This window comes from Bacillus sp. M13(2017) (assembly GCF_002218325.1).
GTDB classification, from domain to species: Bacteria; Bacillota; Bacilli; order Bacillales; family Bacillaceae_G; genus Bacillus_A; species Bacillus_A thuringiensis_K.
In genome coordinates, this window is record NZ_KZ268503.1 from 230,929 (window position 1) to 255,529 (window position 24,601).

A 24,601-nucleotide genomic window follows, 5' to 3' on the forward strand; every position below is an offset into this window, starting at 1 on the left:
AGGGGTTCTAATGAAAAAAACTACATATAGAATACTACAAAGGAGGAAGAGAGGTGACTACAATAATCAGTCCTAAGTTAGAGAAGCTTAAAAATCAATTAAAGAATGGAAACGAAAAAGCTCTTTATACTTTTTTGCATGAAATAAAGTCAAATCACACGCCACTAATAGAACAATGCCCTGCAGATAATCAGTATAAGCTTATAACGTATATATGGTTAGGGGATCAAAACACTGAAAACGTTTATGTATTCGGTAGTTTTCCTGGTTGGGATTTGTCTGTAAATCAATTACAACGATTGTTACAGACAGATATTTGGTATGTAACGTTTAGGACGGATAAGAGTTTTATTTCAACGTACTATTTTTCAGTAAACGATGTTTTCGAAAATGATTGGATAAAGCGTAGTGAACAGTACGAAATAGACCAATTTAATCGAAATACATTTGGAGAAGGTACCAATAAAGCGTCTGTGTTAAACATAGGAATGGAGGTGCAATATAGCAGTCGTTTTCCTTCAAAGGATTATCCATCCGGAAAGATTGAAACATATTCTTTTTATAGTTCGATTTTAAATAACACACGCAAAATTCATATTTATACGCCTCATGATTATTCTCACACTTCACATCTTCAAGAACTTCTCATTGTATTTGATGGGAATTCATTCATTCAGAGCCTTTCAATTGAAAAAACACTTAATTATTTAATTTACGAAAAAGAAATCCCATCTTGCATTGCTGTTGCTATAGATCCTGTTGATCGATTAGAAGAGCTAACTTATAACGATAAAATGAATACATTTTTAACAAAGGAATTACTTCCGTGGATTCAATCTAAGTATCACGTTTATCAAGAAAGGAATCATACAACAATTGCTGGTTTCAGTCTTGGTGGCCTAGCAGCTTTTTATGCAGCGCTTTAAAATCCACATGTTTTCGGAAACGTGTTGTCAATGTCTGGATCCGTGCATTGGAAAAAGGATGGTTATGAAAATCAAATTTCATCTATAGATTTAAATGCGACTCAACCTCATTTTTATATTGCAGCAGGAGAACTCGAAAACAAACCTCTTTTAACGGCTAATAGACGCCTGTATAAAGCTTTAAAAGAAAAAGAGTATCCAGATTACTTATGAAGAGTTTCAAGGCGGATATGACGGTATTTGGTGGCGAGAAAAGTTATTTGATGGATTGAAAGCATTGAAACGTACAAAAACGCTACTATAAAATGTAAAGAGGAGAGATTCTATGAATCAAGAAGAACTAGATAAAAAACTAAAAAAGCAAGAGATTTTAGTAAAAGATGAGAAAGTTTGGACATTTACGTATGAGGACCATATTAGTTCTATCGTAAAAGAAGCAAAAAAGAAAGGGTCTTTTGATAATTTACCTGGTAAGGAGAAACCTCTAAATCTAGATAAAGATCTTTCGTACAATCCTGAAAAGCAACTGTATAGAACTTTGAAAAATAATCATGTATTACCTAGGTGGATTGAGCTTTCAAAGGAAATTGATGATTTAAAAGAAAAGCTAAAAGAAAATACAAATACGGCAGAAGCAGCGGAATTAATTCGAACTATCAATAAAAAGGTTTTAGAGCATAATTTACTTTGTCCACCAAGCGCGCAAAAAATGAGGGTGAAAATGGATTTTTAACGATTTTCAATTAAGCTATCGCTTGCTATATAATTAAGTTAGGCATTTTCAATTCATTACTAAAGGGAGGCAAATGTAGTGAAGAATACGTATCAACTTCAAATTCCGAAAGAACTAGAACAGTATCGTAGTATTTTAGAAGAAAGTGTGAAACCGTATGTTAAAGTGTCTGGAACATTAGCAGAGACAACCCTTTTTGAAAGTAAGTTTGGTGGTTATCCGTATTTACCTATAGATCAAGAGCATCCTAAAGACTCAAACGGACAACCTATGATGCTACTTGCGCAGTTAAACCTTGAAGAAATACCAAACATTGAACATATGCCTCAACATGGAATGTTACAGTTTTTCATAAGTGCTGAAGAAGATCTTTTTGGAGCAGATTTTGATCATCCCACAAGCCAAAAAGACTTTCGAATTGTTTATCATTCTACAATCACAGCGGATTTAACTAAGGTGATTACTGATTTTAGTTATTTAAACACTTTAGATTTAGAGAATTTTATCATACCCGAAGCAGCAAAACTAAAGTTTGAGTTGGCATATCAACCAGTAACACCAAGAGATTATCGATTTGAAATGATTTTTAGTGATAACATTGATTGGGAAGAAATTGTTGATGAAGAAAATAATATAGAATTAGGCGAACTGTATGATGATTTATGTAAAGATCAAGGACATAAAATTGGCGGATATCCATTTTTCACACAGACAGATCCGAGAGAATGGGAAGAAAAATACCAACAGCATGACATATTATTGCTGCAAATCGATACAGACGATTCATTAAATATTATGTGGGGAGATTCTGGTGTTGCTAATTTCTTTATACGTAAGGAAGAGCTGTTAAATCTAGATTTTTCCAATGTCATTTACAATTGGGATTGTTACTAGAAGATATAAATAAAATAATAGCAAACAAAAAATCTTCCTGAAGGTAAGGGAAGATTTTTTTATATTAAAAATAAACGTTATGTTAACTAGAATAAAAAACAATGAGTGTAATGAAAGTCAAGCCTAAATAACAGAAATAACAACAAATAATGTAAAGTTGTAAAACGTGTGCAAATAGCAATCAATTCATTAAGTAAAACATAAAATAAAATCACTAATTTATATTTTGTATAGAAATAATTTTTCTGTATAAAAATTTCTTGCCGATCAAAAATGATTTGGATTCGTTAAATCTCAAGCGATTATTGATTAAGATTTGCTGTGATGAATTTATAACAAATAAAAACGATAAAAACTGAAGAAATTTGTTTAGATAAGATTTCATGTGAATCTCACTAAAAATCTCTGCTCTGTCTCATTAAGTATAGTTTACTTGGTTTTTGATACCTGTAATCGATTTGTTTCTATAACTTCCTATAATATATATTATGTTAACTGGATAAAAGTAATAAACTTATTATATGTTAGTTTAGATTGTTACGCTTCCCTTTTCATCGGATTCATTCTGTGTAATCGATTGTGTGCTTATTTGTTGTTGTTTTATGAGTTGTTGATGATAATGTCTCCAGATATAAATTATATTTAAGACAATAAAAAATGCAATTCGTTTTAACTGAACGCATTAAATGAATTGCATTGATATGATTACGAATAAGTTCTTAAAATTAGTTTGCTACAGCAATTGCTTCAATTTCAATTAATAAGTTATCTTTAATTAACTTAATCTTTTCATAATCTCTTTTAAATTAATTATCATTTTTTAGCCAACGTTTGAAAGCCGATTCGCTTATTTCTAAATTTGAACAAGTTGTAGCATTACATTTATTTTTCATATATTCTTCAAGGAAATTTTGTTTTCTTTGTTTAACGGCAGTTTGAGTTTGTTTTAATTTTCAATCTTGTAATTGATCTAAACTCAGACTTTCTTTCTGAAACACTTCATATTTTCTATGCAAATAAATATCTTTGTCTTTATAAATCCAATTTGAAAATAGTTGTATTGATTTTCTTTCTGTATAACACCATCTGCTGCTATAAATCCTAAAATATAAGCCATATTATTTAACCAAGTTTTAAAATAATCTTCTTTTATGTCATACTTTCTCTTCCAGCTCCCTATAGCGCGCCTTGGAACGTTGTTGTCTGTTAGAACCATACGAATATACCTTGCAGAAACATTAGCAAGCATCGCGATTTCTGAAGTACTTTCCCCTTCTGCATACATATGAATGATTTCAGCTTTTGATAGTTTACATTTTGATTTCTTTTTTCGCTCTATGTGCACTTACATCCTCTCCTTCCTTTCTTTTATTAGAGACATATTTTCTTCTATAACACACAACGAAACGTATGTTCTTTGTTGCGTATAAGAAGGAATTTACTAAATAAAAACAATTTACAACATGTACTTAATATTTGTTTTAGCTGCCACTTTGCGATTTGTACTTTATAGATACGAATAATGAATTTGACGAATTTATGATGAAAGGTAAAATGATATAGTTTAAACTACAAATAGCTACAATAACCACATACGTAAATTGTTAATCGTAAAAAGGAGAACTGATGAATAAGAAATATACAAATCAAATTCATACTGATATGAGTTTTAAACCGAAAGATATTATAAGTTTAATGACGGATTACTTTAAAATGAAATCAAAGCTGCGTCCTATAAAGGATTTGCCTATCGTTTTATCAAATAAAGATAATGAATCGTTTGAGAGTGTTACATGGTTTGGCCATTCTGCTTCTCTTTTGAAAATAGAAGGTAAAAAACTATTATTAGACCCTATGTTTGGAGATGCCTCTTCCCCATTTCCTTTGTTTAATAGTAAACGCTATAGTGGTGCTTTTTCTTTAGAACGTGATGACCTTCAAGAAATTGATGCGATTATCATTTCTCATAATCACTATGATCATTTGAATTACAAAAGTATTATGCAGTTAAAAGATCGCGCAAAGCACTTTTATGTTCCAACTGGAGTTGCACAATATCTTATTAAATGGGGTGTTTCACCTAGTAAAATTAGTGAGCATAATTGGTGGGACGAAATTACGTTTGATAATATTAAGTTAGTATGTGCGCCTGCAAGGCATTTCTCTGGACGTGGTATGACAGATAGAGATTGTTCATTATGGTGTTCATGGCTTATTCTTGGTCAAAAGACTAAAATTTTCTTTAGTGGTGATAGCGGTTATGCCCCTCACTTTAAGGAAATTGGTGATAAATACGGTCCATTCGATCTTACATTAATGGAATGCGGACAATATGATCCGAGGTGGTCTGCTATTCATATGTTGCCTGAAGAAACGGTACAAGCCCATATTGATGTTAAAGGAGAATTACTTCTTCCGATTCATTGGGGTGCTTTTACGTTAGCATTACACGAATGGAGTGACCCGATAGAACGTGTTACACAAGAAGCCAACCGTTTAGGAGTGAAAATTACAACACCACAAATTGGCGAATCTATTACGTTAAAATCTACAGACTATCCTTTATCAGCTTGGTGGAAGGAAATTTAATTTTAAAACATAAAAAGAGCGAATCCTCTTATAAAGAATTCGCTCTTTTTTCTGTATTTAAACTTATTTTACTATATTGGATCTCCCACTATCTAATACTCTATTTGCTGGTACACTGGACATTTCAACCACTGTATTCATACTCTTATCAGTCAGTTCAATGAGTTCGTTTTCATGTTTTATTTTATTTAAATCCCACACCATCCCATGAAATTCATTATGTTGACCACTTACCTGTATAACGCTTTTTGTTTTATTTGAAGGCTGTATTTGAAGGTTTGTAAATTGATTCCCACTAATTTCATTTGGCGTAGTTACTTGACTATCCATATAAATCATATTTACACAGTCTTCTAAAGAAAAGTTCATAAAACGATTGGCATTTATCCAAGCTTGTCCGGTGCTCGGTTTTTTCGCTACTAATTTCAGTCCAGTTTCCATTCCTACAACTTTAATATTTTCGAAGTTAACAAACGAAATTTCATTTTCTTTTCCAGCAGAGTATAAAGAAATTCCGGTACCTTTATTCGTTTCCGTCCAATTGATAATATTTATATCTTTTATTTGTGTTTTGTTCCAAGTGTTATAATATTTATTTTTACCGTCTAAATAAATAACTTCAGAGTTAAATTTAGGATCGTCAATAGCTATATACGCTCCTTCAATGGGTGCGTTTTTCTCTAGTTCTAAAACTCTAAAGTTTCCCTCAACTACAAATTGGGATCCATAACCAAATAATAATTTCACACCTTTTTTAACAATGATTGGTGACGTGATTTTATACTTTTTATCATCAAGCAATACAGTTTTAATTTTACTAGACTCTGCTTTATTAATAGCAGATTGTATTTTTATTGAATCATTTTCCCCTTTAAAGTTTTCTACATACAAGTTAGTACTTTTAGCTGCATAATCTTTTTTGTTGTATTGATAAAAAGCAAAAATAATTAAAACTATACCAATGAGTAAAACAATTATTTTCTTCATCGTACTCACCCCATATCGATTAATCTATGGCTTTTATATTTAGGTTATTATTATTTTGCTTTGTATTTCAGATTACCATTGCTGCTTTGTCTATGATTGAATTATATTATGTAGGATTTAGTAAACTGTTTGCTATACTAATACATCATTCTTATAATGTATTAATTTATGATTTCATAAAACAAAAGTCTGCTTGTACATAATGTAATCACTTCCTCTATCCCTAATAAGCTCTTACTGGTGATATAAGATGTACTGCTGCAGATTGCTCTCCTGCTTCAATCAATATCGGTCTCATAGAACCGCCAAAGCTTAAAGTAATCGTTTCTTCTTTTATTGCTCTTAAAGCATCAACCATAAAACGCCCATCGAAAGATATATTTAATTGTTTTTCACCTTGAATCGCATCTATCTGTTGCGTTTCGGATATTTGCCCAATTTGAGAAGCGTTTGAAGAAATTTTAATTGTAGATTCGTTTATGATTTCTAAGTTAACATTGTTATTGGCCCATTCACTTGCTAATAAACTTGATCGATCTACACCTTGTAATATCTTTTTTCTATCTATGTTAATAATCGTTTTAAAGTCATTTGGAATAAGGTTAGAAATATTAGGATATTTCCCTTCAATTAGTCTTGAATATAATGTAGTTGTTCCGAGCGTAAATATAATATGACTCTCTGAAAGGTAGATATATACGAATTCCGAATTGCCGTTTATTAATTTTAGAAGTTCACTAATGGTTGAGCTTGGTACAATACAATTTGCTTTTACATCTGAGGAAAGCAATGTTTCGCGTATAGCTAGTCTATGTGAGTCAGTTGCAGCACAAATGAACTTATTATTAGATAACTCTATATGCACCCCAGTAAGAACAGGTCTAGATTCATTTTTTGCTACTGCAAAGACTGTTTGTTTAAATACTTCAATCAATTGCTCTGTCTCTACTTTGATTTCTGCATGATTATCTATAAGCGGTACATTCGGAAACTCATCTGCAGGAAATCCATTTAAACTTAATGTGATTTCTTCTGATTGTATCTTAATAATTTGCTCATTCTTACTTTTTATTGCTATATCACTTGGCATTTTCTTTATTATTTCAATGAAATACTTTGCAGGTACAACAATAGTTCCTGCCTTTAAAATAGTTGCAATTTTTTCGTCTTCAATTGAAACAGGAATGAATTTTTTAATAAAAATATTCGAGTTACTTGCAATTAAAGTAATTCCAGATTGATCTGCAGTTATTTTTATACCAGATAATATAGGAATTAAAGATTTTGTTGATATTGCTTTGTTGACTTCTGAAAGTGATTGAGTGAATTGTTTGTGATTAACGATAAACTCCATGTTTTCCCCGCCTTACATAAGATAATATTTTTATGAAGATTGATGAACGATTGTTCCGTTAAAAAAATAAGGTACTGTTTCTTTCTTTTGTAATAAATCTAGTAAATGTTCTGGTATGCGTAAATATGGAGCTGCTATATGTAATTCCATCCAAGTAATCTCTTCGATTTCTTTTGGCCTTGATATATATGTCTCTCCGCCGATTATTTCGCCTAGAAAATTAAAGAAAATTGCATGATGATCTCTTTCCTCAAAAAAGGCTTCGCTGATAGAACAAATCCCGTTTACATTTATATGTAACCCTGTTTCTTCTTTTACTTCTCGAATTACTGCTTCTTCTAATGTTTCTCCTAGTTTAACTGCGCCACCTGGTAATGTATAATAAGAACCATTTTCCCCTTTGTTTTTTACCATTAAGATCTTTTCATTAGTTTTATCGTACAAAATCGCGTATGTAACATTAACTTTTTTCATATGTACCTCCTCTATTTTAAATAAAAGGAATTTTCTGTCTTCTATTCATTCTACCATTAACTCCTTTTAATATATATAAGTTAGTTAAGTCTTGCCTTTACCACTATTGTTGGAGTTAATAAGAATAGGCTACTGATATAAAAAAAGAACGTACCTTAGGAAGATTATCCAAAGTACGTTCTTGCAGTTTTAGTATAAAAATTGATTCAATTAATACTGAAATTAATATTAACCTCGCCCTTATTGCATTTGTATTTCAAATACTAACGTTAACAAATTCTATATACTTTTTAACCGTTTTTCTAAATAATAATGATTATGTCCTTTCGGATGATCTTCACTTACTCCAATTACTTTATATCCATGTTTCTTATAAAAATCAGGAGCTTGGAAACTAAAAGTATCTAAATTAATTAACCTACACCCTTTTTCAATTGCAAATTCTTCAATAAGTTTTATTAACTTGCTTCCGTAGCCTTCATGCCTATATTCTTCAGAAACCCATAGAAAGTCAACGTGTACATGGTGCCAAAAAATTATTGCTGTTACCCCACCTACGATTTCTTCTTTTTCATTTCTTACTATGAAACTAACCTTCTCTGAAGGGGTTTTTTCTTCATCTGCAAGATATTTTTGATTGTATTCAATCACTTTCTCTCTTATGTAATCACTATCTTCTTGTACCCACTGCTGTACTATTTTCATTTTAAGTGTCACACTCCTTTTACGATAGCTATTCAACTTCATAATTCTAATGTCCTGTCTAAATAATAGTCGTAGATGACTAATACAATTGTTTCATTTCACTAAAATAAAAAAGCCCTACTACATTTCATCTGTAATAAGACTTATATACGTTGTGTAGAATCCAATTAATCTCAATGAATGTAATTGCTCAAAAAAATATTAAAATTGTTCAATTCTTTTTTATGAAAACTTCCGTTATTTCAACACCTTAGGAGAATAGTCCAATTGTATCACTGCGAAAAAGAATGAACATTCCTAAACCAATTAGAACAATTGGAACAATAATATAACAGTTTTTCTCAAGTACTTTAGCTAGTATAGGAGCTTTTAGCAATTTGTAGCTAATAAAACACCATATCGCTATCATGAAAAAAAAGATAACTAATGTAACGATATTTGTTTCAAGAGTTTGACTAGCAAACATTGGTATATAAATCGAAATATTGTCAGCTCCATTAGCTAATGTAATTGAAGCTACTTTAAATAATGAACCAGTAACGTTATCGATAACTTCATTACTTTTATAAGAACGAAGTGACAACAGTCCTTTAACCCCCATATAAATTGGCACGAATCCTAATAACCCAATCCACGAAACAGGAATGAAAAAAGAGCTTAAAGACCCAACGATACTTAGAAAAACAATCATACTAAACCCAAAATATTGTCCAATAACAATATAAAGTTTTTTTCTCATAACTTTTTCGCGGACAGCTTTACCTTCTTTCCTAATTACTTCTGTTCTTACTTGTGAAAATAAAACAAGCAGTATAAAAATGTCATCAATATTTGTTGTAGCGAATGCCACAACAGAAGAAATTATGGTTGTAATCAATATAAGCCAACTACTTTCATTGTAAACTTATAAGAAAATAATGGTCTATGAATGAAGTGCACGTTCCATCACAAAGTTGGTTAACTGTAATTTTCTAAATGTTTTTTAACAACATGTTAGTTCCTTTATAAAACAATATGAATATTCTACGTATCTGCTACTTAGTTCATTAAGAAATAAACAACTTTATTGCTTCTCAAATCATTTCATTTTAAATTAAATAACTCTATTCTCTCTACACAAAAAAAGAGACCTATATTAGGACTCTTTTTAGTATTAAGCTACTTTCCGATGTAAATGTTTTAGTTCCTTTTTCTTTTCTGCATTTGGTGGACGAATTAATATTGAAATAATAAAGGAAATAACACTTAAAACACCGATTATAATGAAAGTTGGTTGAAATCCCCCGAGTATCGCTCCAATAAATGATCCTGCAAGCGCACCAAATCCGAAACCTTGGTAGACAATCCCATAATTTGTACTATGGTTTTTTAATCCAAAGAAATCTCCGACAATAGCTGGGAATATAGTTATATTACCGCCGAAGCAAAAGGCGACACTTGCTACACAAGCAAAATAGATTCCGTAATTTAGCGGAATAAAACTTAAAGTAAAGACTGACAAACCTATAATAATAAACGTTGCAGAGACAATTTTCATGCGGCCGATTTTATCTGATAACGTCCCAAGAATGATTCTACCTACTGTATTAAAGATTGCAATCATAGCAACGGCGTTTGCAGCGGTTGCTGCGCTAAGTCCAACGAGTTGTACGCCGATATCTTTTACCATACTTATTAAATACAAACCACCCATACACGAGGTGAATAACATAAAAAATAGGAGATATACTTGTTTCGTTCGCATCATTTCACGCGGAGTATAGTCATTGTGTAATGTTTCAGTTACAGCATTACTTACAATTGCCTCACGTAAGAAGAACGATCCGATTAATACTAAAAGTAACACGATAATACCCCAATATAAGAATGCTTGTGATACACCAAGGTTATCGATAAGATTTCCGTTTATATACCTAAAGATTAAGCTGCCCATTCCATATGCTGATACAGATATACCTGAAATAAGCCCTTTCCGATTTGGAAACCATTTAATTAAATTAGATAGTGATGTAATATAAGCCGTTCCATCCGCATAACCAACAACGACACCAGCTAATAAATATAATAGTGGTAAGGAAGAAACTTGTGAACTAAGTATTAAGCCGAGTCCTAAAACAATTCCTGCAGTAGCAATAAGTTTCCGAAGTCCTAATTTTTTCTGCAATTTTGCTGCAAATAAAGTTGAGAATGATAAAGAAAAACTTGTTATGGAGAAAGTTATCGCTACTGAATTAAGATTCCATCCAAACTTACTTACAAGGGGTTGATTAAATAAACTCCATGTATAAATTGTTCCAAGGCCAATTTGAACAATGATTGTACCTAGAACAATTAGTAACGGATTTATAGAAGTTTGTTTCATACTAACTGTCCCCTTCTTTTATCTTGACATGAATTTTCACAGTTAGTATATCCATCATAAATTGTAAGATACTGTACGGAAAATGGTAATTAAGTTCATATACACAAAAAGACACTTCATAAAGAAGTGCCTTTTTGCAGGTTATATCGAATGTTTCTAAAGAAAGCTTTGTTAAGATAAGACATTTTCAAATGCTTATGTATATATGTTATCAAATAATTTATTATATGTGATGGGACTTAAGACGTATTTTTCATTCATCATATAGTCGGATGAAAAATTAATATTCGATTTCATCAAAATCCTTCGGCTGCGGTACAGTTTGCATATTTGCTGCATCTTTAGGATCGCTGTAAATTGCATTTTGCTCTGTATTTACATCTTTTATATTTTGTTTTTTATTTTTGCTCACTTTATCTTTCATTTTCAATCACTCCTTTTTGTTATAGGATTAATTATGCCCTATTACCGCTACTAAATGTATCAGTGACTAAATTGCTAAATTCACGTAAATAATATAAGTAATTATCACCGCCGTAGTTATATCTTTTGTTATACATTTTTGCAACAACTACATTATATTCAGGTATTACTAAAATAGTCGGTCCAGTAATCCCTAATATTTGATACGACCCTTTTGGAATACGTTCACCAAGCTCACTTAATTGTGCAGGTTCATTTTGGACGAACCAAAACACCCCATTTTGTGGTAGCTCTTTGTTTATAAATGTTGGACTCTGCAAACTCGTAGCGATTTTTATAACTTCTTTTGGAACAATTTGTTTACCGTTTATCACACCTTGATTTAAATGAAGATTACCCCAATAAGCAAATTCTCTAGCTGAGACAAACAGATTTTTTTCAGTACCGTCATCTACTGTACCAATTTCACTAATTGCGTCTTCATTTGGATTATTAACAACGTCAACTAAATTTTCATCTCGCTGAACTCTCCAACCTGTTTCTTGAAAATTAGCAGGTTTAAACACACGCTCCTTTAACAATTCAGGAACACTTTTGTTATATAGCTGGTAAATAAGACGTGTCATCATTCTTACATTAATATCTCTATATGCCCATGATTGTCCCGGTTCAAATTCACGAAAAATTGTCCCGTCATTCGTTTCTTCTAATCCGTGCGAATGTGTTACTAAATGTCTTATCGTTGTTTTACCAAGCAATGCAGAATCAAAGTCTTTAAAATACTTTGTCGCTTCATCATCAATAGAGTTTATTTTCCCCTCGTAAAGTGCGTATGCTACCATTAAACCTAAATAACTTTTTCTCGCAGAAGCAACGTTGAATTGTGATGACGCGGTTACTTTTTTACTTGTAGAGATATTTGAGTGGTAACCACTATAATGCTCTAGTACGATTTTATTATTTTTTATAATACAAAGTGCTGTAGCAGAACTATGATTTTTTTCTTTAATATTTTCTACCCAAGAAATCAACTTATCGTATGTATACAAATAAATCCCCCTTAATACGTTCGAAAATTACAGCATGAAAGAAAAGTATAAACAATGTTTACACCTTTCTTTCATATAAAATATTAATGATGTAATATATTTAAATAATCCACCAGTTCCAGCAATTAAAGCAACCAAAACAACCAGCGCAACCTACGCAACGTCCACCACAGCCACCACATCTACCGCCGCCACAACCGCCACAGCGTCCACCACAACCTCCGCATCCTCCGCATCCTCCGCAACGACGTGCATCGTCTTGAATGTAATAGTATGGATATTGACTTTGTTGTTGATCCCAATACACAACATTACCAGTTTGATAATCATTAAGGTTTAATGTTTGTAGTTCATGTTGAAATTGATTCATTACGAACCCCTCCATTTATAAATTTAAATTCCGCCCAAACGTTAAAGTTTATATATTTTTGTAAACAAGATTGAAACAAGGCTATAGACTAAATACGTACATCAACAAAATATGAACTTACACTAGGTGATGTACCTTGTTTTTGAGCCTATTTTCTTTATATTCATTCGATGGACGTATTTACTATAAATAAAGTGATTTAAAAATTACTAATCCAACAATTTAGTAGTTCATCACTTAACTTTCTTTCAAGTAATTCCTTCACTAAAGGCATTGGCATGATTTCATAATCATTTAAGGATTCTTTATTATAATCTATCCAGTGAAATGCTAAATGAGACTCGCTAGATTTCGGTGGTAAGTCCGTATGTAAATCTTGTGACTCTACTTCAAAAATGTGGTTAATTTCATGATGAAGCACTTCTTTATCTTGCCATTGATTTTCTATGACTCCTAAAAATTGTTGTATACTACAGTTTACTCCAAGTTCTTCTCTTAACTCTCTTATTAATGCATTCTCTGCTGATTCTCCAATCTCAACATGGCCACCAGGTAAAAAATAATGATGGCCAATATATTCAGCAACTAATAATTTTTCATCTTTTATCATGACTGCTCGTACAATATGATGAAATTTACTTTTCAATTGATATTCCTCCTAATTATTCAATGTATAGTTGCTCAAAATAGTCATTTAGTATTGGTATAATATAAATCATAGGTGTTTCATACGGATGAATATCATTAATAACTTCAAGAGCATCTTTTACAAGTTCTCGTTTACACTTTATTTCAACTTTACATTCTTGCCCTTCGCATATTCGACCAATTTCTCCATTAAAAGGAGATGCCTCGTCTAAAGGTCTCCAATATCCTTTCACTGAACTATAGGAAAAACAATGGTCATATTCGCCCGTTTTACATGCTCCAATTTTATTTAATTCATCCCTTAATGTTTCAATATATTCTTCAGGAATGAACACTTCAATTTTCACTTCAGTAAATTGCATATTTCATTTCACGCCTTTACTTCCTAATAGTTAAACGAATAAACGATATACTTGCTCGCCATCATACTCCTGTTCTAATGATTTGAAACTGTATCGTTCATATAGTTTCTTTGCAGAGATATTATCTTTATGTACGGTTAATCTAATTTCTTTACACGCCTTAAACGTATTTTTTATTATATTAATACTTTCTTGTAAGGCTGCTTTTCCATAACCATTACCTTGCTGCGATTGATCAATAATAAATCCGTTAATCCAATACATATCCGATGTCTCTCTTACAACTGCATGTATTACAAAACCAACCATAAGGTCACCATCGTATATAGCGAATGGTATGTACTCTACATTGTCACCATCTGGTTTTATATATACTTTAGCAAGCGAAACTGCTACGGATGGAACAAATTTCAACTGATTTTCTTTAACTTGTAGCTTTAATGCTTCTTCCCAATTTTCTCTCGTAACAACCTTTAACTGGACATTCAATATTGTAAGCTCCTTTATCTAGAGGGATGTATTTTTATATTCAACGCATTGAAATAATTCCCTTTTTCGACAACAACTTATAACATGATTTTTATAAAATCTTGAATGAATTTTTGTTCATCTATTTCTAATGCTATATGGGCCCCTTCAGATATAGAGCTAGGGCGGAAATCAGCAAATGTTTGTCCTTTCGTATCTCCGTATGTATCTACATTTACTGTACGATGCACAAATTCAAAAAAACTTGGATTTACTAATCCACTTATTGCAACCACATCATGTAGCAAAGGTCCTTCGATAGATGGATTAAGTTTTTGGTATGCAGATAAATAGTAATCATACATTGGTTTCATTATCATATGAAATGGATTCTTTGTATTAGCTTGAATATAGCTAAATACATTTGGTGTTAACACAGCTTTGTTTGTTACATTTAAAGGGAATATTAATAAATTCTTTGCTTGATGGAAAACAATTTTACTTGCTATAGAATCTCCATACACATTTGCCTCTGCTAACGGCGTAACGTTTCCTACTTCTAAAAAAACACCACCCATGAAATATATTGCTTTTACATTTAGCATTAAATCATTCCATAAATTAAAAGCAATTGCTAACGAGATAAATCTTCCTACATCAACAATCGTTAGATCTTTTCCGTACTTTATAAGAATCGCAGCAATACTGCCAAAATTGTATAAAAGCAAGTATACATATGCAAAGTTTAAAATGGATAATGTTTTACAAGATATAAAAAGGAACTAGCGTATGCTAATTCCTTTTCTTAGGTAAATATTCTCAAATTTGATTATTTATCGTATCCTTCATAGATTTCATCATTTATTAGATTTTGTGTTTTTTTATCATCGGGTACAGGCTTCCACCAATTTCCCGTAATAAAAAGCATAGTTAATAGATTGTAACTATCACTAAAATAGCTTTCTCTCTTATTCTTCATCCAATCCCATCCACTATTTACCCACTTTTGATTATTGCTACTCGTTATACTTGCAGCAATAAACGGTGAAACAAATACAGCAGTTGAATAACTACCAATATTAGATCCATTTAATTGATAACCATCCACAATTTTAGAAGGATTTCCATTCGTTTTATTTTGAATCCACGAAGAAACTTTATCAGAAATGACTTTACTTCTTTTCTCGCCGTACATCGCATAGTCCATTACAATTCTCAATGGTACCCGACTAGCATTGTAATAATATGCATTTGTATATTCTGACTCATCTAAGAAGTCTTTAGGTGCGGGTTGTGGTGGGTTTTTTACAACGAAATCTGAAATAAGTCCTGTATTTGGAGAGTACTTATTACTAAATTGCGTATAAACATCGTACAAATTATTAATAACAGTAAGCCAAGTTTTATCACCTGTAAATTCATAAAATGCTCTAAGGTGTGACATCATCCAATCAGATGGTCTCGTATCAAGTGAACTTTTAGAATCCCAATCTCCTAAATTTAGTCGGTTATTATTTGTAACATTACTAGCTTTAATACCTTTTGTAATCATGTCTTGTGCTTCTTTCAAATAATTAACTGTTCCATTAGATCCCCACTGCTTATGAGCAAGAAGAAGAGAATACGCAATATCTAAATCCCCATCAGTAGCAGAATCAAAATGACCTTGTGCTTTTTTACTATCTGCGACAACCCATCCCATTAAATTAGGATTTTGAGAACTTTTAAAAGTTCTTGCTGTTTTAAATAAACCGTCATAGATTTTTTGAGCATTCGAATCATAACCAGCCATTAATACTGTAATTATCATCCCATACCCTTGACCTTCTGAAGTTCCAAGTGGCTTAAATCCATCCGCATCACCTGTAATCTCTCCTTTTACATAATAACCACCAGGTAAAGAAGATAAATCATTTTTCAAATATTTCTTTTTCCAATTATCGTAGTAGCTTCTTACAGAAGCATTTAAGCTTTCTTGTGTAATATGATTCGGTTTTATAACGCCTGCATAATTAACTTGCTGGGGAAATGGTTTCATTTCCTTTGCAGCAGCTACTTGTTGATTAACTATGGGAATAAAATTTTGTACTGAATTGTCCGTTACATTTGCTGCGAAACTAGAATTAGAAAAACTAGCTAGTCCGATTCCTATAATAGAAATACATGTGAAAATTTTTCTTTTTCCATTCATTATGTTGTCATCTCCTTTTAAAATGCTTACTACATAAAATGTAACATACAATATTTAACTGAAATACAAAATATTATATTTATCAACATAAGAAAGAAACTATATAAAAAAGTATTATAAAATCATTATTGAATTACATTATACGGATTGATTATTTGCTAAATTCCTATGTTTTTCTTTTCTTAATACTGGTATATGAGCAATCACAATTCCAAGTATAGTAATTCCTCCGCCAATTATTGAAACTAAAGTTGGCACTTCTCCTAACCATATCCAAGCAATGAAACACGCAGTTATTGGCGTTAAATATAGAGAACTTGTTGCTTCAGAAGCACCAGTACGAGATATAATATAGGCCAATGTAATATACGGGAGTACTGTTGGAAAGACACCTAAATATATAACGCTCAAGTTAACTTCAAGAGGGGCTGCTAGTATTTCTTGATAAACTCCGGGTAAGAAAATAAGCATACATACAGTACTAGACAAAATTGTATATATGGTAAATGGTAAGAAGCCATATTTTTTTAAGTAAGATGTTTGGAAAACGAAAAATAGACTTTCTGAAATCGCCGCTAATAATATAAATAATCCCCCGCTATTTAATTGAATAGCGTCGCCTTGGCTAAGTGAAATTAAGACAATTCCTGCAAAACTCATTACACCACCGATCCAGCCATTTAATTTCATTTTTTCATTCAAAAAAACAGAAGCAAGAATTGCCGTCACTATTGGAGTGACTGAAATAATTAAACTTGCAGATCCAGCATTTACTGTTTTTTCGCCGTAGTTTAATGCGATGTGATAAATAGTAAACCCTAAAGCACCAAATATAAAAAATGCTGGGATATCCTTTAAATCCGGTAGTCGTAGTTTGTATATAAATGAAAATAACAAAAGTATAAATGAGGCGATTAATAAACGTAGTAAAGTAAGGTGTTCAGGCGTATAAGATTCAAGCCCCATACGAATTGCTGGAAAAGCAGTTCCCCATATAAGAATTGTAAAAGCGTGAGCACATATAATGCGTAAATCCCATTTTTTATTATGCATGTTTTCTCTCCTTCCCTAAAAAACCAACCATTTTTAAATTACCAATTATTTCTTTTCATCATATTTAATAGTTGATACAATGTCTTCAACCAGTTATTTATCGGAAAAACCAACCACTTTGAATCTTTTAAATAAACCAGGGAGTTTTTTATATGACAACCGATAAAAAAGTGCCTAAATATTGGCAGATAATAGACTATATAAAAGAAAAAATTGAAAACGGAGAATGGCCAATTGGAAGTAAAATCCCTAGTCAGCGGCAGTTAGCAAAATTATTTCATGTAAATCGAAGTACTGTAATAACTGCGCTAGATGAACTTATGGCAGATGGTTTAATTCAAGGACAAATCGGAGCAGGAACAATTGTAACAAATAATACATGGTCATTATTAGCAACTAATCCCCCGCCCGATTGGAGTGAATATGTAAAGGCCGGTATTCATAAACCAAGTAAGTTAATGGTGCGAGAAATAAATGAAGCGGAAGCAAATAAAACGCTTATTCATCTTAGTAAAGGTGAACTTGCACCTCATCTTTTCCCGCTTGAAACTATGCAATCTATAATAAAAAACGTCAGTGAGGAATTAGATTATTTCGGATACGAAGAACAAAAAGGTTTTTATCCGTTACGTGAAGCAATAAGCAAATACGTAAAATCATTTGGAATACATGCATCACCGGGTTCTATATTAATAGTCTCTGGTGCACTCCAAGCATTACAATTAATATCAATTGGTCTTTTACATAGAAAATCAACTGTTTTACTTGAACAACCTTCTTACTTATATTCACTTCATGTTTTTCAATCAGCAAATATAAATTTATCCGGTATATCAATGGATAATCAAGGTATTTTACCTAACGACTTATTAAAACGAATTAAGTATAGTCAAAAAAATAATATTTTATATTCAATCCCTTGTTTTCAAAATCCAACGGGGATATTGATGTCCAAAGAGCGAAGAAAAGAAATATTAAAAATATGTGAAAAAGAGCAAGTGCCTATCATCGAGGATGATATTTACCGAGAGTTATGGCTTGATAAATCACCACCAGCTCCTTTAAAGTCAATGGATAAACATGGACATGTATTATATATTGGTAGTCTCTCTAAAACACTTACCCCAGGACTTAGAATTGGATGGATAATCGGACCAGAACCTGTTATTGATAGATTGTCAGATATAAAAATGCAAACAGACTATGGATCCAGCTCTTTATCTCAAAGAGTAGCTGCTGAATGGATAAATGAAGGTTTTTATGAAGACCATGTAGCAAACGTAAGAATTCACCTGAAAGAACGAAGACAAATAATGATACGAGCTTTAAATAAGTATTGTGCAGATGTTGCATCGTGGGATATTCCTAGTGGTGGATTTTTTATATGGCTAAAGGTTGTGCATAACATTCCGATGAAAAAACTATTTTCAGAGGCACTATCAAAAGGAATTCTTTTAAACCCGGGACGTATTTATGAAGAAGAATCAGATCAGTACATTCGTTTATCATATGGATATGCTTCTCCAGAACAAATGACTTACGGGGTTAAATTGCTCAGTGAATTAATTCGAAAGTTAACGGCATAAAAAAATCCTCTTTTGTTTTTGGAGGATTTTTTTACGTATCTTATTTACCACAATTTCATTTCCTGCCCTAATAAAATAAGTTTTTCATAAGGATCTCCGTCAATATTTAATACTTGAGCAAATGCAGGTTCTGTTTTTAAACCTTGTTCCTTTAAGCGAATAACTTCTTCCCTTATATGGGGATGCTGCATTAATAACATGTGCTCCACTATCATATGTCTATATGCATTTTGATTACGCACTGGCTTAGGTTGAGCAAATAATTCAAATTCAAAACCTTCAAATTCAAAATTCACCTTTATCGATTCAGTACCTTTAATTTTTTTCTTTTTAATGTTGAACCCTCCATAAGAACCATATAAAGATCTCATTTCCTGCTCAAAAACATCAAAGTTATATACTTCCATTACAATATCTAAGTCAGATTGAGGAGTATCAATTCTTATCGGGATTGTCCCACAAAGAACGGGATTATATAAAGCTAAATCCTCCATGATGTTTAGGTTATTCAAAACATCATATATTTTTTGTTGCTTGTCATTGCCCGATTGTAAATACGTAATAGATGTAAACATAGAAGTCTCTCCTTCACTTAACGTAATAATCATCTCACTAAATTTAAGAAAACATTTCAATCATTGGATTTTGTTCTAGGAGTACCTTTATTTCAATATATTAAGCCGAACTAACTATATTTTTCAACTTTTCTCCTATACTGTAATACTATAAAAATAAAAAAGGAGGAATTATTATGAGCATTTTTAACATTCTTTTAACCATACACATCCTATTTGGAACAATATGCTTAATCACTGGTATTGTAGCGATGGTTGCCCAAAAGAAGAAAGGAAAACATACCGAATGGGGCGAAATATATCATGCATCCTATGTTGTCATTACCCTTACGGCAATAATATTATCCATTATCAACTGGGATAAAGTCGCATATTTATTTTATGTAGCAATCTTCTCTTATTCATTTGCGATTTATGGATACCTTGCACGAAAAAAACGTTGGAAAAATTGGCTCCATCACCACATCAGAGGTATGTTAGGTTCTTATATAGGTGCAGTCACCGCACTTTTAGTAAATGTCGGCATCCATATTCCTATTATAAATTTACTTCCGCCAATATGGTTTTGGTTTTTCCCCACCTTAATTGGTATTCCCCTCGTAGCCAGTGTATCAAAAAAATATAAAAAGCGTAGTTGAAATTAATTACATTTTGATTACTTTCTGATTATTAGAATGAAAAATTATACTCTATGTATCACGAATGATATTATGAGTGCTCGCCCTATGAATATTTAAAATAAAATGCCGCCCAACAGGACGGCTCTTATATTTACTTTATAAACGTAACATATTCACCAGAAACCCATTGATTTCCACCAACATTATACCAACCATCTTTATATCCAAACGATTGATATTTTTCACCTTGATACACGTTTTTCACAATGCCGTAATTTGTTCCTGGGCCGGTACGAACACGCAATACATCAGCGATTATAGTAACTACACCTACACCATCGTTTGATGATTGTGAAGATGTTGGTACATTCCCTCCCGTATAACGAATATATGATGGATCGTTATAAATCCACTGATCGCCACCTAAATTTAACCAGCCATTTGATTTTCCAAATACTTTGTAGGACTCTCCTTTCCCTAATTGACGAATAACGCCGTATCCAGTACCAGGTCCTTTTCGTAAATTTACATTACTACCGTTAATATACGCAACCCCTACACTATCATTCGATGGAGGAGAAGTCACTACGTTTTGAGCACCTTTCCCAAAAGTATCCGTTCCATATCCTTTGTAGTTATATTGCAAATGCGGGCTATCCACGAATCCTTTCCAGTCACCGCCCCATTCAAAGCCAATTTGTTTAGCATAACGAATTGCTGATGCCCACGGTTCTTTATTATAGCCATTCCAATCTTCTGTACCATTCGACTGAATTGGAACAAAATCTAATGCCTGTCCTACTAAGTGATATGAGCGCATCGTTTGTGATGCTCCTTTACGAACATATTCACGTTGTTGCTCGACCGTACGGATTGTTTCATAAATTAACACTTCAATACCATTGTTAATGCAGTACTGATACCACTTAAAAGCTGCAGCTTTCGTATTATCCGCTAATTTATTCAGATTACTTACATTTCTATTGTGGTATTTCAATATGCAACATCTCCTTTTCTATTATCCTATGCAAAATTCATCTCATGGGTTGTACATATACCTAGAACGACACGAAGTACAAATACATAAGAAGCCAATTCATCTAAAAAGGTTTTCACTTCTAGCTTCAAACTTTGTAAACTGAAATGGAAGCAATAAAAAAACCACAACCTAAGTCTTCCAGTTGCGGTTTTTGGTATTTTCTTTTTATATGCTACCTGCCTTCTTGCATTGATAATCCTAGTATACAGGTTGTGTAAATTTTCCCTTTATGAATAACACTACTTATTCATGATTTTTCAAATCCAATATTGAATGTAAATGATCTGGATAATTAGTAAACATTCCATCGACTCCCCATGCAAGCAACTTTTTCATATCATTTTCATTATCTACTGTAAATGGATGAACTTCTAATCCGCTTTTCTTTATTTTCTTTACATAATCTGAATCAATATATTTGTAATTCATACCAAGACCTATGCAGTACATTTTATACTTTTCTATCTCTAATTTTGTTAATTGAACTACTTTTTTATAAGGTAATAATTGTACTATGGATATATTACTATTTAAGCTATGAATCTTTTGTAGACTTTCTTCACTAAACGATTGAATAATAACTTTATCATGTATTTCGTAGTGATTAATAATTTCTAATAATTTTCCTTCCATTCCTGGATATTCATCAGGTGATTTTGTTTCGATATAATAGTTCGCGTTATGCCCAAACGTTTCAAGAATTTCTGTTAATGTTGGGACTTTAACATTTTCAAATTCTTTCTTTGCTAAGTTCGGATATTTTCCATTGAAAAAAGAGCCAGCATTTAGTTGCTTTATTTCTTCTAATGTATGCTCTTTCACCAGCCCAGTACCATTCGTTGTACGGTTTAATGTTTCATCATGCATAGCCACTAAATGTCCATCTTTTGTCATTTGGAGATCAATTTCTATATAATCTCCATTCATTTGTTGTCCTAATTGATATGCTGCTATTGTATGTTCAGGTGCATACGCAGAAGCGCCTCTATGTGCGATATTTTTTATATGATTTGATTGGTTAATAGCCTTATTATACTTATATTCATTTGTTTTCTGAAAAACAAAGATACTTATTACTATAAAGGCACAAATTATTGTAACGAGATATATCTTTTTCATAACGATTTATAAGCTCCTATATAAAGACGATTTAACTTGAATGATTTACTTAATTAAATGTCGATTTTCGAATACAGTCATTTTGCCGATAGCTTGAAATCCCGATTTTTTATAAATATTGATTCCATCGGGTGAAGCTTGTAATACACAATACGTATTTTTAAATTTTTGTGCTTCTTGCAGAAGGAAATTGAACATAATAGATCCGAATCCTCGTCCTCTCATTTCTTCTTTCGTTGCTATGTCATAAATACCAATACTATCTTTTGAACATATCAATGAACCAACAGTTACGACTTCGCCTTCATAAAATCCTAAAAATAGTTTCATATTCTCACTGTTCCATAAATCAAGAGTAGAAATTTGATTATAGAATGCTTGTACATGTATACCTTCCTCTGATGTGCCAAATAGATTAGCTAACGTTTTTCCAAATTTTTTTATTAGTCCAGGTGATGATGCTTGTTGAATTGTAAAACTTACTGGCATGTTTATTGTTGGAGAAATTGTTTTTAAATCTGCTACCATCGCGATATTTTGCTCCGCTTCTTTTAAACCGATTTTAATTAACTCGCTTTTTATATCCCGCTCTTGCTCCTCATCCCATAACCAAACACTCATTGGAAATTTCTTTTGATTATAGTAGTCTACCTCCTTATATAATTTCTCTATCCCTACCGTTAAATTATTGTTTAGTAGAGTGATGATATTAAATGTATCGGCAGGTAATCCGCAATCAACAGCAATATAATCTTTCGTTTCTTTTATACTCGTTCCGGTCACAAATTGCGCAACATATGAAGTTTTATATGCAAAGTTATCTATTAGTAGTTGTTTATAATTCATCAATAGTTCTCCTTTTCATAAAAAGTAATACTCGAATTCTTCTATATTAAATATAACATATTAGAAATTTACCTTTTTCTATAAAAAGTACCTCTTTAAATTGTGCTCTATAGTTTAAAATAATTAAAAATGATATAACGTTGTCGGAATGAAAAAAGTGGTATATAATAAATATTAACATTACTAGTAATTATTTTAGGTATTCCTAGAATAAAGGAGCGATACATATGAAAATTACTATTTATTTCGGAAGTCATGAAGATCAAGATGTTCGTACTATGGACTGTCATTTAGATGTAGAAGATACAGAAGAGATTGTTTCTGTATCATAATATAAATAGTTAGGGTAAATCCTATTCCCTACAGTGTTTAAGACACCTTTTATAAGGTGTCTTTTTTGTTATATTTTCATTAAAAACCCTTTACTTTATAGCGTTTTAATAGTAAAATATAAATATACGAACAAACGTTCTTTTTTATTTTAAACGTACATGAAGGGATGATTTTAACAATGGCTTCATTAAAGCGCAGAGGAAGAAAAAAGCAAGCACCTATTATTTCAAATACAGGCTTTATCGGCTCTGTCTTTATTGATACATTGGAGTTACAAAAGAAATCCTATTATTTCGCTCGTAAAAAACTTCAAATTGTTCATCACGTATTAGATGGTCTCTCTGGAGCAACAAGCGCTTTGTTTAAAGAACATAACATTTCAGCATACATGTCATGTGTGTATTTACATAAACAAAAGAAAATTGGCTTTGTTCTTTCAACGAAACCATTTGAACAAAGTGATGGCGTTGCTTATTTTGTAAATTATTTGATCGAAAAGAATTTTTACGGCGGCCATGACAAAGATGTAGAATATCAAGAAGTATTTAATACAGGTTTTATCGGTGTAGTATTCGCTGATTTATCTAGTATAGATCGCTTTAATTTCGAGTTTGAAATGGGTATGCTAACGAAATTAATGAAAGATATGATTATTCCGGTTAAAGAACTGTTTTTACGCCATAATGTACCGGCTTACATCTCCACTTCTCATTTAGAAGAACAAAACAAATTAGGTTTCGTTCTCTCTGTAAAGCCATATGACGAACGCGCTGAAGCAGATTTATATTTTGAGGCATATTTAAAAGAACGCGGGTTATTTATCGGTGATGAAGAAGATGAAATTGATAAAATTGTCATTAGAAAAACAGCTGAATTACGATAGATAAGCGCAGGA

At 31.9% G+C, this 24,601-nt stretch carries 24 protein-coding genes and 3 pseudogenes; 7 read left to right on the plus strand and 20 right to left on the minus strand.

Going from position 1 to position 24,601, the window contains the following annotated elements; all coding sequences use genetic code 11:
• Window positions 1-53: 53 nt before the first annotated feature.
• The 3 genes and pseudogenes from CGQ22_RS12965 (at window position 54) to CGQ22_RS12975 (ending at window position 2,553) form a co-directional block, all read left to right on the plus strand.
• A pseudogene (locus tag CGQ22_RS12965) lies at window positions 54-1,230 on the plus strand (alpha/beta hydrolase-fold protein).
• Window positions 1,231-1,251: 21 nt separating this feature from the next.
• On the plus strand, window positions 1,252-1,659 hold the full coding sequence (locus tag CGQ22_RS12970; RefSeq protein ID WP_001070929.1) for a DnaJ family domain-containing protein: 408 nt from the start codon (window positions 1,252-1,254) through the stop codon (window positions 1,657-1,659).
• A gap of 78 nt (window positions 1,660-1,737) precedes the next feature.
• On the plus strand, window positions 1,738-2,553 hold the full coding sequence (locus CGQ22_RS12975) for a YwqG family protein (RefSeq protein ID WP_000799802.1): 816 nt from the start codon (window positions 1,738-1,740) through the stop codon (window positions 2,551-2,553).
• A gap of 806 nt (window positions 2,554-3,359) precedes the next feature.
• Here the strand turns inward: CGQ22_RS12975 and CGQ22_RS12980 are convergent.
• Window positions 3,360-3,898 (minus strand): annotated as a pseudogene (locus CGQ22_RS12980) (hypothetical protein).
• A 281-nt stretch (window positions 3,899-4,179) separates the two neighbouring features.
• Between CGQ22_RS12980 and CGQ22_RS12985 the strand changes: the two are divergent.
• Window positions 4,180-5,142: an MBL fold metallo-hydrolase gene (locus CGQ22_RS12985; protein ID WP_001037077.1), complete on the plus strand. Its 963-nt coding sequence runs from the start codon at window positions 4,180-4,182 to the stop codon at window positions 5,140-5,142.
• Window positions 5,143-5,205: 63 nt separating this feature from the next.
• Here the strand turns inward: CGQ22_RS12985 and CGQ22_RS12990 are convergent, their stop codons facing one another.
• The 15 genes and pseudogenes from CGQ22_RS12990 to CGQ22_RS13060 all read right to left on the minus strand — a co-directional run bounded on the left by CGQ22_RS12990 (window position 5,206) and on the right by CGQ22_RS13060 (window position 17,588).
• Window positions 5,206-6,129: a hypothetical protein gene (locus tag CGQ22_RS12990; protein WP_089148782.1), complete on the minus strand. Its 924-nt coding sequence runs from the start codon at window positions 6,127-6,129 to the stop codon at window positions 5,206-5,208.
• A gap of 223 nt (window positions 6,130-6,352) precedes the next feature.
• On the minus strand, window positions 6,353-7,483 hold the full coding sequence (dnaN, locus tag CGQ22_RS12995; RefSeq protein ID WP_000394491.1) for a DNA polymerase III subunit beta: 1,131 nt from the start codon (window positions 7,481-7,483) through the stop codon (window positions 6,353-6,355).
• A gap of 30 nt (window positions 7,484-7,513) precedes the next feature.
• On the minus strand, window positions 7,514-7,957 hold the full coding sequence (locus CGQ22_RS13000; protein ID WP_000757606.1) for an NUDIX hydrolase: 444 nt from the start codon (window positions 7,955-7,957) through the stop codon (window positions 7,514-7,516).
• 279 nt (window positions 7,958-8,236) lie between these two features.
• A complete protein-coding gene (locus CGQ22_RS13005; RefSeq protein WP_000706900.1) occupies window positions 8,237-8,662 on the minus strand; it encodes a GNAT family N-acetyltransferase in 426 nt (141 codons plus the stop codon).
• 250 nt (window positions 8,663-8,912) lie between these two features.
• The gene (locus tag CGQ22_RS13010) at window positions 8,913-9,539 is read right to left on the minus strand and encodes a cadmium resistance transporter (RefSeq protein ID WP_089148783.1); all 627 of its coding nucleotides are present in this window, start codon (window positions 9,537-9,539) and stop codon (window positions 8,913-8,915) included.
• Between the two features lie 276 nt (window positions 9,540-9,815).
• Window positions 9,816-11,024: an L-lactate MFS transporter gene (locus CGQ22_RS13015; RefSeq protein ID WP_000815134.1), complete on the minus strand. Its 1,209-nt coding sequence runs from the start codon at window positions 11,022-11,024 to the stop codon at window positions 9,816-9,818.
• A gap of 280 nt (window positions 11,025-11,304) precedes the next feature.
• Window positions 11,305-11,448 carry a hypothetical protein gene (locus CGQ22_RS31955; protein ID WP_000653685.1) on the minus strand — a complete coding sequence of 48 codons (144 nt, stop codon included), beginning with the start codon at window positions 11,446-11,448 and terminating at the stop codon, window positions 11,305-11,307.
• A gap of 31 nt (window positions 11,449-11,479) precedes the next feature.
• Window positions 11,480-12,496, minus strand: a complete 1,017-nt coding sequence (locus CGQ22_RS13025) for a serine hydrolase domain-containing protein (protein WP_046945046.1) — start codon at window positions 12,494-12,496, stop codon at window positions 11,480-11,482.
• 100 nt (window positions 12,497-12,596) lie between these two features.
• Window positions 12,597-12,866 carry a heterocycloanthracin/sonorensin family bacteriocin gene (locus tag CGQ22_RS13030; RefSeq protein ID WP_001071341.1) on the minus strand — a complete coding sequence of 90 codons (270 nt, stop codon included), beginning with the start codon at window positions 12,864-12,866 and terminating at the stop codon, window positions 12,597-12,599.
• A 199-nt stretch (window positions 12,867-13,065) separates the two neighbouring features.
• A complete protein-coding gene (locus CGQ22_RS13035) occupies window positions 13,066-13,512 on the minus strand; it encodes an NUDIX domain-containing protein (RefSeq protein WP_000836825.1) in 447 nt (148 codons plus the stop codon).
• 16 nt (window positions 13,513-13,528) lie between these two features.
• On the minus strand, window positions 13,529-13,876 hold the full coding sequence (gene cutA / locus CGQ22_RS13040; RefSeq protein ID WP_001160786.1) for a divalent cation tolerance protein CutA: 348 nt from the start codon (window positions 13,874-13,876) through the stop codon (window positions 13,529-13,531).
• A gap of 30 nt (window positions 13,877-13,906) precedes the next feature.
• Window positions 13,907-14,365 (minus strand): GNAT family N-acetyltransferase, encoded by a 459-nt coding sequence (locus CGQ22_RS13045; protein WP_089148784.1) that lies wholly within the window; start codon window positions 14,363-14,365, stop codon window positions 13,907-13,909.
• 77 nt (window positions 14,366-14,442) lie between these two features.
• Window positions 14,443-15,066: pseudogene (locus CGQ22_RS13050) on the minus strand (nucleoside hydrolase); the annotation flags it as partial.
• A gap of 107 nt (window positions 15,067-15,173) precedes the next feature.
• Window positions 15,174-16,535 (minus strand): family 8 glycosyl hydrolase, encoded by a 1,362-nt coding sequence (locus tag CGQ22_RS13055; RefSeq protein ID WP_001013584.1) that lies wholly within the window; start codon window positions 16,533-16,535, stop codon window positions 15,174-15,176.
• Between the two features lie 138 nt (window positions 16,536-16,673).
• Window positions 16,674-17,588, minus strand: coding sequence for a DMT family transporter (locus CGQ22_RS13060; protein ID WP_000551614.1), 915 nt, complete (start codon window positions 17,586-17,588; stop codon window positions 16,674-16,676).
• Window positions 17,589-17,740: 152 nt separating this feature from the next.
• On the opposite strand from CGQ22_RS13060, the gene norG reads away from it, so the two are divergent.
• Window positions 17,741-19,174 carry an efflux pump transcription regulator NorG gene (norG, locus tag CGQ22_RS13065; RefSeq protein WP_089148786.1) on the plus strand — a complete coding sequence of 478 codons (1,434 nt, stop codon included), beginning with the start codon at window positions 17,741-17,743 and terminating at the stop codon, window positions 19,172-19,174.
• 44 nt (window positions 19,175-19,218) lie between these two features.
• Here the strand turns inward: norG and CGQ22_RS13070 are convergent, their stop codons facing one another.
• Complete coding sequence (locus CGQ22_RS13070) at window positions 19,219-19,749, minus strand: DUF4269 domain-containing protein (protein ID WP_000495166.1); 531 nt, start codon at window positions 19,747-19,749, stop codon at window positions 19,219-19,221.
• Between the two features lie 176 nt (window positions 19,750-19,925).
• On the opposite strand from CGQ22_RS13070, the gene CGQ22_RS13075 reads away from it, so the two are divergent.
• Window positions 19,926-20,387, plus strand: a complete 462-nt coding sequence (locus tag CGQ22_RS13075; protein WP_089148787.1) for a DUF2306 domain-containing protein — start codon at window positions 19,926-19,928, stop codon at window positions 20,385-20,387.
• 133 nt (window positions 20,388-20,520) lie between these two features.
• On the opposite strand, the gene CGQ22_RS13080 is transcribed toward CGQ22_RS13075, so the two are convergent.
• The 3 genes from CGQ22_RS13080 to CGQ22_RS13090 form a co-directional block, all read right to left on the minus strand.
• Window positions 20,521-21,366, minus strand: coding sequence for an SH3 domain-containing protein (locus CGQ22_RS13080; protein WP_000873745.1), 846 nt, complete (start codon window positions 21,364-21,366; stop codon window positions 20,521-20,523).
• A gap of 285 nt (window positions 21,367-21,651) precedes the next feature.
• A complete protein-coding gene (locus tag CGQ22_RS13085; RefSeq protein WP_089148788.1) occupies window positions 21,652-22,527 on the minus strand; it encodes a glycerophosphodiester phosphodiesterase in 876 nt (291 codons plus the stop codon).
• Window positions 22,528-22,572: 45 nt separating this feature from the next.
• Complete coding sequence (locus tag CGQ22_RS13090) at window positions 22,573-23,373, minus strand: GNAT family N-acetyltransferase (RefSeq protein WP_001107070.1); 801 nt, start codon at window positions 23,371-23,373, stop codon at window positions 22,573-22,575.
• 511 nt (window positions 23,374-23,884) lie between these two features.
• Between CGQ22_RS13090 and CGQ22_RS13100 the strand changes: the two genes are divergently transcribed.
• Window positions 23,885-24,589: a hypothetical protein gene (locus CGQ22_RS13100; protein ID WP_000157646.1), complete on the plus strand. Its 705-nt coding sequence runs from the start codon at window positions 23,885-23,887 to the stop codon at window positions 24,587-24,589.
• Window positions 24,590-24,601 lie beyond the last annotated feature (12 nt).